Here is a 12663-nt window from a genome sequence, read left to right as displayed (position 1 = left end):
AGTTATCGCTGTGCTTGATCACTTCCCGGGCCACGCTGAACAACTGCAACCCTTCCAGCCCTTCATCGGTCATTGGCGGCTCGGTGCCTTCGATGATCTGCTTCAGGCGGGTTTCCAGCAGGCTGACGTTGACCCCTTCGTTCTGCCCGAAGGGCCGGGCCTTGCCCAGCTCCAGGGTGAAGGACTCGGCATCGAGCTTGTCGTAGGTGTAGGAGCTGAAGACGATGGAGGGTTTGTTCTGCAACAGCACCGCTTCCATGCCGGCGGCGCGCAAGCGAGCCAGCTCCTGGCGTGAATGCTGACGTCCTTCTTTCCAGGGGTAGAGGGCGAATTGCTCGATTTTCGAGCCACGGATTGCCGTGTGCAGGTCGTAGTGCAGACGATTACGGTCCGGCAGGCTGAAGAACGTCGCCGCCAGCCGCTCCAGCTCACAAGCGCGCAAGGCCTCGGAACCGCTGCTTTGTTCGTGACGGCCGTTGAACAGCCGATTGACGTCCTGCTCGATGAAACGCTCACCGCGACGGATGGCCTCGGGATTGCCGAACAGGAACAGAATACGGGCGCGCGGCTTCAAGTCACCGCGGGCGATGTCATGCAACAGGCGATCGAGCAGCTCGATCGGCGCTGTTTCGTTGCCATGGATACCGGCCGACAGCAGCAGGTCCAGGCCATTGTCGCGAGCTTCAGGTGGCCGGACTTCCAGCGCACCTTCGCTCAACCAGCGCATCCGTACGCCTTCGACAGTCAGTTGAGTCTTCTCCGCCGGTTCGCGGCCGGCGAGGGTCAGTTCAAGCAGTTTGCCGAGGGCGAGCATAGAGCGGTTTCCTTAGTGGTCGTGATTGCAATCCGGGCCGTGCACGTGGTCCTCATCATCACCGAGATCAGCCGGTTCCATCTCCAGTTGCAGACTTACCAGATTAGTCGCCAATGGGCGCAGCAGCAGGTTAGCGTATTCAGCGTCACCCTCTTCGACGTCCACGCCGATCAGCAGCTGGCCACGGCCGTCCTGCTGGATCCACAGCTCTTTGCCTTGCCACATGACCGCGACGCGGGTGCAGGAAGTTTCCAGTTGCGTGCCGTCGGTGTCTTCAAGGATCAGCTGCAGGGTATCGCTCATGTATTTACGCTCTCATCTGGAGATTAAGCGGCGCGCTTGCCATTCATATAAAAAGCCAAAGCGCGCCGACTATCAATTGATCTGGAATGGATAAACCGCGCCCAGTTTAAGGATTTGCGTCAGTTCATCCAGTGCCGTCCGGCACTCAAGCAACAATTGCGGGTCCGCCAGATCGTTTTCGGTCATGCGGTCGCGGTAGTGCTTTTCGACCCACTCGGTCAATGTGCCGTACAACGGAGCCGTCATGATAACCCCTTGGTTGACGGCCGCCAGTTCGGTTTCGTTGAGGGCGACGCGCAACCGCAGGCAAGCCGGGCCACCGCCGTTCTGCATGCTCTGCTTGAGATCGAAGACTTTCACTTCGCGGATCAGGCCGCCAGAGCTGGTCAGGCCTTGCAGGTACTGCCAGACGCGTTCGTTGCCATGGCATTCTTCCGGCACGATCAACAACATGGAGCCGTCAGGATGCGACAGCAGTTGGCTATTGAACAGGTAGGAACGAACGGCGTCTTCCACGGTGACCGCGGAACGCGGTACGCAGATCGACTGAAATTTCCCACCGACTTTTGCCAGTTTACCTTGCAGCTCAGCGAGCATCTGGTCGGTGTCGAGGAAGGCGTCCTCGTGATAGAACAGCACCTCGCCGTTGCCCACGGCGATCACGTCGTTATGGAACACGCCCTGATCGATCACCGAAGGGTTCTGCTGGGCGTAGACCACGCCGTCATCGCTCAAGCCATGCAGGCGTGCGACGGCCTGGGAGGCTTCCAGGGTCTGGCGCGCCGGATACTTCTGCGGGGACGGATAACGGGTGTCGAACGCGCTACGACCGAACACGAAAAACTCGACGCCAGCTTCGCCGTAGTCACGGCAGAAACGGGTGTGGTTGGCCGCGCCTTCGTCACCGAACTGCGCCACGGCCGGCAACGCGGCGTGGTGGGCAAAGTGTTTCTGGTCAGCGAACATCGCGCCCAGCACGCGACTGGTGGTCGGGTGCTCGATGCTGCGGTGGTATTTGCAGTTCAGGTTAGCGGCGGTGAAATGCACACGACCGTCGGCGGTGTCGGCACTCGGGCTGACCGTGGCGGCGTTGGCCACCCACATGCTCGACGCCGAGCAACTGGCAACCAGCAGCGGCATCGCGTCTTTGGCGGCTTGCTCGATCACTTGCGCGTCGGTGCCACTGAAACCCAAGCGACGCAGGGCGGCTACGTCAGGGCGTTCCTGTGGTGCGAGCACGCCTTGCTGAAAGCCCATATCCATCAGCGCTTTCATTTTCGCCAGACCTTGCAGCGCAGCTTCCTTCGGGTTCGAGGATTGCTGGCTGTTGCTCTGGGAGGCGACGTTGCCGTAGGACAGGCCACCGTAGTTATGGGTCGGCCCCACTAGACCGTCAAAATTGACTTCAAAGGATTTCATCAGCGAGGCTCCACAAGAATCTGTTGTTATAGGCTGCTACTAGGGTCTGTCTTACGACATGCGCACGCCGGGCGTAAGGGCCGCTGGCAAGGTCAGGCTCGGGGTTTCCAGCGAGGCCACCGGGTACGCGCAGTAATCCGCCGCGTAGTAGGCGCTGGCGCGATGGTTGCCCGAGGCGCCGACGCCGCCGAATGGCGCGCTGCTCGCCGCACCGGTCAGCTGCTTGTTCCAGTTGACGATACCGGCGCGGCTTTCCAGCCAGAATTGCTGATAACGCGCTTCGGAATCCGACAGCAAACCAGCCGCCAGGCCATAAGCGGTGTCGTTGGCTTCAGCGATCGCCGCTTCAAAATCAGCGTAGCGGATCACTTGCAGCAGCGGGCCGAACAGCTCTTCGTCAGGGCGATCGGCAACCGCTGTCACGTCCAGAATGCCCGGGGTCAGCAACGCAGCCTGAGCCTGGGGCTGAGTCATTTCCAGCAGCGCCACGGCGCCGTTGGCCAGCAGATGCTCTTGCGCTTCCATCAGGGCTTTCGCAGCACCGAGGGAAATCACCGAGCCCATGAACGGTGCTGGTTGCTGATCGAACGCACCGACTGAAAGGGTCGAGCTGACCGCCACCAGACGCGCCAGCAGAGTATCGCCCCAGGCGCCTTGCGGCACCAGCAAGCGACGGGCGCAAGTGCAACGCTGGCCGGCAGAAATGAACGCCGACTGAATGATGGTGTAAACGGCCGCATCGAGATCAGCGACCTGATCCACCACCAGCGGGTTATTACCGCCCATTTCCAGCGCGAGAATTTTGTCTGGACGACCGGAAAACTGCTTGTGCAGATGATTGCCGGTACGGCTGGAACCGGTGAAGAACAGACCGTCGATGCCCGGGTTCGCCGCCAGGGCGATACCGGTTTCGCGAGCACCTTGCAGCAGGTTCAGCACGCCGGCCGGCAGACCGGCTTCGATCCAGCACTTGACCGTCAGTTCGGCGACTTTCGGTGTCAGTTCGCTGGGCTTGAACAGCACACTGTTACCGGCCAGCAGCGCCGGCACGATGTGACCGTTCGGTAAGTGACCAGGGAAGTTGTAAGGACCGAACACCGCCACTACGCCGTGCGGCTTGTGACGCAATACAGCGGTGGCATCGCCCAACGGGCTGCTCTTCTCGCCGGTGCGTTCGCGGTAGCTCTGTACCGAGATGGCAATCTTGTTGACCATGCTGGTGACTTCAGTCGCCGCTTCCCACAAGGGTTTGCCGGTTTCTTCACCGATGGTACGAGCCAGTTCGTCGGCGTGATTCTTCAGCGCGGCGGCAAAGGCTTCCAGCACACTGATGCGCTCTTCCAGGGTACGACGGGCCCAGCCCGGGAATGCCTGACGCGCGGCTTGCACGGCCGACTCGACCTGAGCGGCAGTGGCGCCTTCGCCGGCCCACAGCACTTGCTGGGTCACTGGGTTGACCGATTGAAAGCTTTCACCCTGGCCGGCCAGCCATTCACCGGCGATGTATAGCGAATTCATTATTTCGACTCCCGAGCTGCAGACAACGGAACGGCGCGTACTTGATCGCCAGCGTTGAGTTGAAGACGTTTGGCGGTCAGCGGATCAACCACCAACGTGCCAGCGGCAAAGCGTGCTGGCGCGGCAGTGATCCGGCAGTCTTCGCGCTTGCGGTTATGGATCAGGAACGGCGTGGCGTCATCACCCGGGGTGCCGATGGCCAGCACCAGCGCCTGGCTGTCGCGCACTGCGCGGATCTTGGCGGTTTCGCACTCCACCGCAGGGCCTGCGTCGAAAATGTCGACGTAGCCTTGGTAACTGAAACCTTCACTCTTGAGCATCGCCAGGGCCGGCTCGGTGTCCGGGTGAACCTGGCCAATCACGTTGCGCGCGTCTGGCGACAGGAAGCAGGTGTACAGCGGGAATTTCGGCATCAGTTCGGCGATGAACGCCTTGTTGCCCACGCCAGTGAGGTAATCGGCCTGGCTGAATTCCATCTTGAAGAAATGCCGGCCCAGGCTTTCCCAGAACGGTGAACGCCCGGCTTCGTCGGACATGCCGCGCATCTCGGCGATGATCTTGTTGCCGAACAGTTGCGGGAACTCGGCGATGAACAGCAGCCGCGCCTTGGCCAGCATGCGGCCGTTGAGGCCACTGCGGTAATCGGCGTGCAGGAACAGCGAGCACAGTTCAGAGTTGCCGGTCAGGTCGTTGGCCAGGAACAGCGTCGGAATTTCGCGGTAGATATTCAGCTCTTGCGAGGCACTGACCGTCAGGCCCACCCGGAAGTTGTACCAGGGCTCACGCAGGCCGACGGCGCCGGCAATCGCGGAAATACCCACCACGCGGCCATTGTCATCTTCGAGTACGAACAGGTAGTCCGCATCGCCCCGCCCGGCTTCGCCGCGGAAGGTTTTCTCGGCCCAGCCAACCCGATGGGCCAGACGCTCTTCGTTGGCCGGCAAAGTGGTCAGGCCGGTGCCGGTGCTGCGGGCCAGGTCGATCAGAGCGGGTAAATCGCTGCTGCGTACGGGACGAACGATCATGCTATCTCCTCAAACGGGCCGCTTGCGCCACCCGCGAAATTTCGCTGCTTTCCAGACATTTCTCTCCAGGAAGCAGGCGTCAAACCGCCACCAGGCGCACGCTGGCACCTTCACCGACGCCCAAGGCTTCGGCCGCTTCAAGATCCAGGGTCACCGGTTTGCCCGGCGCGTAATCGAGCTCGAGCAATACGGCGCGGTAATCCTGCAACTGGGCATTGGCCACCAGATACTGACGACCGGCGCCTTTGACCGTCTCACCGATTTTCACCGGGACCACACGGCTCTGGGCGATCGAACGGATCCCCGAGACGCGGGCATGCAGAGTCGGGCCACCATCGAAAATATCGATGTAGTGATCGGTCTCGAAGCCTTCGCGCATCAGGATGTCGAAGGTGATTTGCGCCCGCGGGTGCACCTGGCCCATCGCCTCTTGAGCGGAGTCCGGCAACAACGGCACGTAGATCGGGTAATGCGGCATCAGCTCGGCGAGGAACGTGCGGCTCTTCAAACCGCACAGACGCTCGGCTTCGGCGTAGTTGAGGTCGAAGAAGTTGCGACCGATGGCATCCCAGAACGGCGAGTCGCCATTTTCATCGCTGTAACCGACGATCTCGGTCACCACGGAATCGGCAAAGCGCTCCGGATGGCTGGCCACGAACAACAGACGGCCACGGGAGTTGAGCTCCGCCCAAGGCGTGCCCACCAACTCCCTCTGCACGTAGAAACTGGTCAGCAAGCTGTTGCCGGTCAGGTCGTGGCACTGGGAGAGCACGTGGATCTTGTTGTGAATCTTCAGCTCGCGGGAGGCGTGCACGAACGTTTCGTTTCGAAAGCTGTAGAACGGCTCGGAATAACCGGCCGAGGCAACGATGGCCGAACAACCGACCAACTTGCCAGTGGCGGTGTCTTCGAGCACGAAGAAATAGCTCTCTTCACCGTTGAAGCTCACTTCGGCGGCGAACGAGGCTTCGCTTGCGGCGATCTTGTCGCTCAGGCGTTCAACGTCATCCGGCAAGGAAGTGACACCAATCGGGCTGTCCGCAGCCAGACGCTGTACCTCGCCCAGATCAGCCATTTGCGCGGGGCGCATCACCAGCATGGTGTCACTCCTTTCTTAACATCAGGTTGGCGAATTGCGCCAACTCAGGGAAAAAAATGCCGGGCAGGCCCGGCACAGGAAATAATCTCAACGCCTATCTATTACGATAGGCGCTGAGGAGCACTGTATGAATCAGGCTTGCGTCAGCTTGGCCACGGCGCGTTCGAAGCGGTCCAGACCGGCATCGATATCGGCGTCTTCAACCACCAGGCTTGGCGCGAAACGAATCACATCCGGGCCGGCTTGCAGAATCATCAAGCCTTCACGCTCGGCGGCGTTGAAGATGTCCTTGGCCTTGCCTTTCCAGGCATCGGCCAGCACGCAACCGAGCAGCAGGCCCAGGCCACGGACCTGAGTGAAGAGGCCGTATTTCTCGCCGATCTGCTCAAGACGGGTCTTGAACTTGTCGTGCTTGGTTTTGACACCGTTCAGCACTTCGGGCGTGTTGATCACGTCGATCACCGCTTCAGCGACCGCGCATGCCAGCGGGTTACCGCCGTAAGTGGTGCCATGGGTGCCGACAACCAGATGTTTAGCCAGGTCTTCAGTGGTCAGCATCGCTGCGATCGGGAAACCACCGCCCAGGCTCTTGGCGCTGGTCAGGATGTCCGGGGTCACGCCGTAATGCATGTAGGCGAACAGCTCACCGCTGCGGCCCATGCCAGTCTGGACTTCGTCGAAGACCAGCAGCGCGTTGTGCGCATCGCACAGTTCACGGGCGCCTTGCAGGTAAGACAGCTCGGCCGGCAGTACGCCGCCTTCGCCCTGGATCGGCTCCAGCACCACCGCGCAGGTCTTGTCGGAAACAGCGGCTTTCAGCGCGGCCAGATCGTTGTAAGGCACGTGGGTGATGCCGGTGATCTTCGGACCGAAGCCGTCGGAATACTTCGACTGGCCACCGACGTTCACGGTGAACAGGGTACGGCCGTGGAAGCTGTTGAGCGCGGCAACGATTTCGTACTTCTCGGTACCGAAACGGTCATGGGCCACGCGACGGGCCAGCTTGAAAGCGGCCTCGTTAGCTTCGGCGCCGGAGTTGCAGAAGAACACACGATCGGCAAACGTAGCGTCGACCAGCTTATGTGCCAGGCGCAAGGCCGGCTCATTGGTGAACACGTTGGACACGTGCCACAGCTTGTTCGCCTGTTCGGTCAAGGCAGCGACCAGCGCCGGGTGCGCATGGCCCAGTACGTTAACGGCAATCCCGCCGGCGAAGTCGATCAGCTCGCGGCCAGTCTGGTCCCAGACACGGGAACCGGCGCCACGCACAGGAATGAAAGCGGCAGGCGCATAGTTGGGAACCATTACCTGCGCAGTTTAAACCGCCGGCACAGGTTATAGGCAGGCTTGTCGACCGATGCGGTAAATATGTACCGCACGCAGTGCTTCATCGTCTGTTTTGCTGGCGACTCATCCAAACGCTAAGGGAATAGCGCATGAGCCAACTCGAAAACGATCACCCTAGGGCCGCTGACGACGATCACTTCGTCACGCAGCCGGATGATCATTACCATCACCTGTTCAACAATCTGCCCGCCTGGGCATTAGAGGCATCGCTTGAAACCCGCTGCGCTCTCAAGAACATCACGCTTGCGACTCCCCAATGGCATAGCACCGCGACACCTTCACAGCATGCCTCGCTGAAAAAGCTCAGCCAGGAACACTGGCACCATAGAAATCGTCTGGATTCAAAGCTGTCCACGCTGAAAAACCCACGGGCATTTGCCGAACCCCTTCTCATCGCGGCCCTGAAAACCCGGTTTGGTCTGGAACTGGACGTCAAGACCACCTTCCTGCGCCTGTACATCCCACAAACCGCGACCCTGTTCAAAATCAACACCGGGGCCGCCCGCACCTGGACGGTATCGCTGCTCGATGCCGCGCTGCATAACTTCCAGGAATCGGAAACAGCCGCAGATGCCTTCGAATCCGCTTCGACCTTCATTACCGAGCCGTCGTCCACAGGGCAGTTCGAAACGTTGCCGGCGATCAAGCACAAAATCACGGTCCAGGCCTTCGCCCGGCTATGCCGTGAACTCGATATCGGTGGCCAGTACACCGCGTATCTCAAGGAATTTGTGGGGCTGACCAACCCGTTGGCCGGTGCCGCGTTGAAATCCAGCACGATCAGCCTGAACAAGGCCGCACTCAGGTCGGCGCTGCAGATGGCACACATCCGCAAGGATATTCCAGATGATGCGCACCTCGCGCTCCTGCGCATGGTTGAAGGAGGTTCGAGGGCGCGACTCAATGGCCAGCCGCTCTATGGCCACGACCTGACCCTGATGTCATCCTCGCTGACCGGCATTGTCATTTTCGCGCCGAGCCTTGAGCGGGCACGCAAGAGTACGCGGCTCATTGCCTATATTCCCGATGACCCAGAACATCCGCTCAAGCAATACCCCGACACGCTGGCGTTCATGACCGACCTGACCCGCAAGCTGCGGACACCCGCTTATCAAACGTTCTTCAGCCGGTTCGTCGAGCACAAGGAACGCGGACACTTTTTCGCCGATCTCAACAGCCGCCTCCAGACCGTGACCTGGCATCAGCACCAGCCCGGCGATCCATTGCCGAGCTGGCGCGAAACGCCGGTCGAGCGTCCCAATCTGCGTTTCTCCGTGCTCCCGATCAAAGCGGACCTGTGGAACCATGGCTATCAGCGGCAGCTGAACAAAATCCTCAACGACGCCAGCACTGTCGCCGTCTCCACCGCCAGCGCCGATCGAGACGCCCGCTGGGCATTGTGGGATGCCTTCAGCAAAGTGGCCTCCAGGATCCTTGAAGCTGCGTCGTTCGTGGCGGCGCCCTTGGTGCCGTTGTTTGGTGAATTGATGCTGGGATACATGGCCTACCAGTTACTGGACGAGAGCTTCGAAGGCATCGTGGACATGGCTGAAGGGCTGAAAACAGAGGCGTTCGGACACCTGATGACGTTCGTCGAAACCGTCGTTCAAGTCGGGACATTCGCGGTGGGCGGTGCAATCGCCGCCGGCGCCTTCAGCCGGCTTCTGCCCCGTGAAGCCGTCGCGCTCATCGACCCGCTCAAACCTGTCGCCACAGCCGGAGGCAAAACCCGTTACTGGATGCCGGATCTCACACCTTATGAACAGACACTCAGTTTGCCCGAAGGGGTAAAGCCCAATCATCTGGGCTTGTACCAACACGCGGGCAAAACGATGCTGCGCCTTGAGGGAAAACTGTATTCAGTGAAACCCGACCCCATGTCGGACAGGTTCCAGATTGAGCATCCGCGCCGCAACAATGCTTATCAGCCGTCGCTGCGGCATAACCACCACGGCGCCTGGCAAACCGAACTGGAGCAACCGCTGTACTGGGAGCGGGAAAAGGTCATGCGTCGTCTTGGCCATAGTGTCGAGTCGTTCACCAGTGCCGAGCGCGAACAGATCCTGCGGATCAGCGGCTACCACGACAACGTATTGCGCCAGGCGCATGTCGAAAACTATCGCCCGCCTTCGCTGCTGACTGACACGATCAAGCGTTGGCGGATCAACCGTGACATCGAAACGTTTATCGAACAGATCGGCAGCGATCAACCCGGGCACTATCAAAAAGCCGATACCGCCCTGCAGCATGCACTGCTGACACGCCATGACTCATGGCCGGTCGATACGCCACTGCCGACACCGGCAACTCAAACGCCAGCCTTCAGACAGCAAACGGCAACACTGGCCCGCCAATATCGCAAGTCGTTGTTCGAGCGGCTCTACAGCACTCAGGAACACACCGATGATGTGCAGGTTCAGCAACTGCTCGCCGATGTGCAGGGCCTGCCGACCGATGTGGCGCAAGAGCTGGTGAGCAATGCCACCGGCACCGAGTTACGCCAGCTGCACGGTGGGCGCGTGCCTCAGCGGCTAAAGGACGCGGCGAACAAAGCCATGGAGGCAGTCCGCGCAACCCGCGCCTATGAAGGCCTTTATACCGACGCGCTGGAAAACGTCGACACCCACAGAGTGGCCCTGCACAGCCTGAACGCACTGCCCGGCTGGCCGGACGGACTACGCATCGAAGTGGTGCGGGATTACTCCAGCGAGGGCACCGTGCGCGACAGCATTGGCCCGACCGATGCAGCCATCGTGAAAACACTGGTGGCCAACGAGGATGGCACCTATCACGTTGATCAGGAGACACCCGGTGATTTCTACCAGGCACTCTTTCAAACGTTGCCCCAGGCCCATCGCAATGCGTTCAGCCCTGCCATCGCTGACGCCCAGGTCCTCAGACAGCGCATTGCCGAAAACGCGCTGGACCAGCCGACGCTACGCACTCTGTTTGCCAGGCATCCCCATCGAAAACCCTACTACGACCCGACCACCATGCGCCTTCCTGGTGGTGCGGAGGGCTATGACCGCGGCAATCGCATGACACCCACCCTCAACGACAGGGTCCGGGAGGTTTATCCCGATCTGTCCCAGGATCAATTGCAGTCCGTGGTCCAGGCGTTGCAAAGCCACCCCGATGGCGCTCGGGTAGCACTCTCACGCGTACACCGCGAGCTGAACCGATTGCATCTGGATCTGGGTCGATGGATCAGCGAAGCCCCGACGGCGCACCCCGACACCGGGGTTGCGTTGAGCGCCCTGGAGCGCCAGGCCGAACAACACATTCGCAGGTTGCTGGCGCAGGAAATCCAGCGCGCCTGGCGGCGCCAAACCGATCGGGATTTTGACACCGCGGACGACATGGAGCGGTACGTGCTCAGGTTCGACGAACCGATGCTGGGTGATCTGCCATCGTTGACCGCAGATTTCAGTCATGTGTCGCAGCTGTCCCTGGAAGGCAGCCATGCAGCGCAAGGTGTTGCTGGTTTTCTACAGGGCTTCAGCGGACTTCGCCGACTGGAACTGCGCCGTTTCTCCCTGACCACCCTCCCCGATGCCATCACCCGGATGCCGCAGCTTGAAGCGCTGGTGTTAAGCGATTGCGGCATCAGGGTAGACGCCCCCACCTGGTTGAAGCTGACGTCATTAAACAAACTGACCATGCTGGATCTTTACCGCAACCCGTTTGAAACGGTGCCCCGCATCGACTCGATGACTGAATTGACCCATCTGGACCTGAGCAGCACCAACCTGACCGAAATCCCGCCCGGCACTCTGCAACACCCGCGCCTGGACACCCTTCTGCTGATGAACAATGGAATCAGCGAACTGCCGGCAGCCTTGTTCGACAGTCCGCTGTATGAAAAGCGTGGCATACACCTCACGCACAATCCGGTTTCCGACAGCTCGCGACAACTCATCAAAAACCATCACGTCGACAGCGCTTTCGACATGGGCGTTTTCGCACCCGAGGCAGACATTGATCGTGTCAGGGCACTCTACCCAGGCATGGAAGTCGAGCAAGCCAGCGAGTTCGTCTACGAATTGCCCGGCACGCTGGAGGAAGGTCGGGTAGCGTTGACGCGCCTGGAAGAAGAGCTGAGCCAATTGAGGAACGATCTGTCTGCCTGGACCGCCGCTCTTCCGGACCTGCATCCACTGACAGACGAACCCTTCAGCGCAGCTCAACTGCTTGTCGAGCACGCCAACCGCGACGAATTCAAGCAAGCCCTTGAGAACTGCTGGCAACGGGATGCGGAGCTGGATAACTTCAGCGATACGCTTGAACCCACCTACGATCTGACACTTTCCACGGTCATCAATGGAGAACTGCCTGCCCTGAGCGCTGATTTCAGCCATGTGTCGTCACTGGAGTTTCGCAGTGCGGAGGGGGTGACGCGCATCGGACGTTTCCTGGAGTCCTTTCCCAACCTGAAAAGCCTCAGGCTGCGCAGCTGTGACCTTGGCGACATACCGGAGGCGGTGTTCAAAATGGGTCAACTCAGGGCTATGTCACTCCCCGAGTGTCGCGTCAGTCTGTCATCAGAATCGGTCGCCGCCCTGGCGGGGATGGAACAGCTCGACTATCTCGACCTGGGCTCGAACCCGCTAGGACAGACGCCTGATGTGAGTCAGATGCCGGCACTGGCGACCGTGCTGCTGAACGACACCGGCATCAACCGGATACCGGATGGACTGTTACAGCTGGCCGAGCTGGACTGGGCAGACTTGAGCGGCAACGCCATCACCGAGGTGCCCAGTGACTTGTCGGAACTGCCGGTGGACGTCGCAGATAATATTTCGTTGAGGGGAAATCCATTTTCCGAGGAAAGCCTGTTACGGCTGATCGCTTACTTCGAACGCACGGGCGCGGATTTTGGTGTGGAAGCCGTGATCAATCGGGGTGAAATAGAAATCTCCGACTCTGAAGGTTCGGAGATCGACGAGTAGTACAGCGCTCGATCATGGCGCGGTTGATCGATCAACCGCGCTCCGACGGCACCGACGACAACTCGAACGGGCTGCTGCTGCGCCGCTGGTTGCGATCCTCCCGCGGCGTAGCACCGAAGAAGTTGCGATAGGCACTGGAGAAATGCGGCCCCGAAGAGAAGCCACACGACAGGCCGATCTGAATGATCG

The 12663-nt window shown here is 60.3% G+C and carries 8 protein-coding genes and 1 pseudogene; 1 reads left to right on the top strand and 8 read right to left on the bottom strand.

Annotation, left to right across the window (positions count from 1 at the left end; translation table 11 throughout):
* The 7 genes from astE to AC1DLB_RS15165 form a co-directional block, all read right to left on the bottom strand.
* Positions 1-814, bottom strand: an 814-nt coding sequence (gene astE / locus AC1DLB_RS15195) for a succinylglutamate desuccinylase (protein ID WP_477785213.1), incomplete at its 3' end; no start/stop codon positions are given.
* Between the two features lie 12 nt (positions 815-826).
* Complete coding sequence (locus tag AC1DLB_RS15190; protein ID WP_018926388.1) at positions 827-1117, bottom strand: hypothetical protein; 291 nt, start codon at positions 1115-1117, stop codon at positions 827-829.
* 72 nt (positions 1118-1189) lie between these two features.
* Positions 1190-2536 (bottom strand): N-succinylarginine dihydrolase, encoded by a 1347-nt coding sequence (gene astB, locus AC1DLB_RS15185; protein ID WP_477744616.1) that lies wholly within the window; start codon positions 2534-2536, stop codon positions 1190-1192.
* 51 nt (positions 2537-2587) lie between these two features.
* Positions 2588-4057 carry a succinylglutamate-semialdehyde dehydrogenase gene (astD, locus tag AC1DLB_RS15180; RefSeq protein ID WP_167331184.1) on the bottom strand — a complete coding sequence of 490 codons (1470 nt, stop codon included), beginning with the start codon at positions 4055-4057 and terminating at the stop codon, positions 2588-2590.
* On the bottom strand, positions 4054-5079 hold the full coding sequence (astA, locus tag AC1DLB_RS15175; protein WP_018926391.1) for an arginine N-succinyltransferase: 1026 nt from the start codon (positions 5077-5079) through the stop codon (positions 4054-4056). Before astA ends, astD begins: the two co-directional genes overlap by 4 nt.
* Before the next feature lie 79 nt (positions 5080-5158).
* On the bottom strand, positions 5159-6178 hold the full coding sequence (gene aruF / locus AC1DLB_RS15170) for an arginine/ornithine succinyltransferase subunit alpha (RefSeq protein WP_428635323.1): 1020 nt from the start codon (positions 6176-6178) through the stop codon (positions 5159-5161).
* A gap of 132 nt (positions 6179-6310) precedes the next feature.
* Positions 6311-7483, bottom strand: a complete 1173-nt coding sequence (locus tag AC1DLB_RS15165) for an aspartate aminotransferase family protein (RefSeq protein ID WP_477785212.1) — start codon at positions 7481-7483, stop codon at positions 6311-6313.
* Positions 7484-7614: 131 nt separating this feature from the next.
* Here AC1DLB_RS15165 and AC1DLB_RS15160 point away from each other — a divergent pair, with 131 nt between their 5' ends.
* The gene (locus AC1DLB_RS15160) at positions 7615-12474 is read left to right on the top strand and encodes a dermonecrotic toxin domain-containing protein (RefSeq protein WP_477744615.1); all 4860 of its coding nucleotides are present in this window, start codon (positions 7615-7617) and stop codon (positions 12472-12474) included.
* Positions 12475-12505: 31 nt separating this feature from the next.
* On the opposite strand, the pseudogene AC1DLB_RS15155 reads toward AC1DLB_RS15160, so the two are convergent.
* A pseudogene (locus tag AC1DLB_RS15155) lies at positions 12506-12663 on the bottom strand (AraC family transcriptional regulator); the annotation flags it as partial.

Source organism: Pseudomonas sp. 05N434 (genome assembly GCF_056396965.1).
This window is presented reverse-complemented; position numbering and strand designations above follow the sequence as displayed.

Coding starts and splice junctions, on each gene's coding strand:
- AC1DLB_RS15190 (WP_018926388.1), bottom strand. CDS start 1,117: ATGAGCGATACCCTGCAGCTGATCCTTGAAGACACCGACGGCACGCAA.
- AC1DLB_RS15160 (WP_477744615.1), top strand. CDS start 7,615: ATGAGCCAACTCGAAAACGATCACCCTAGGGCCGCTGACGACGATCAC.
- aruF (WP_428635323.1), bottom strand. CDS start 6,178: ATGCTGGTGATGCGCCCCGCGCAAATGGCTGATCTGGGCGAGGTACAG.
- astA (WP_018926391.1), bottom strand. CDS start 5,079: ATGATCGTTCGTCCCGTACGCAGCAGCGATTTACCCGCTCTGATCGAC.
- astB (WP_477744616.1), bottom strand. CDS start 2,536: ATGAAATCCTTTGAAGTCAATTTTGACGGTCTAGTGGGGCCGACCCAT.
- AC1DLB_RS15165 (WP_477785212.1), bottom strand. CDS start 7,483: ATGGTTCCCAACTATGCGCCTGCCGCTTTCATTCCTGTGCGTGGCGCC.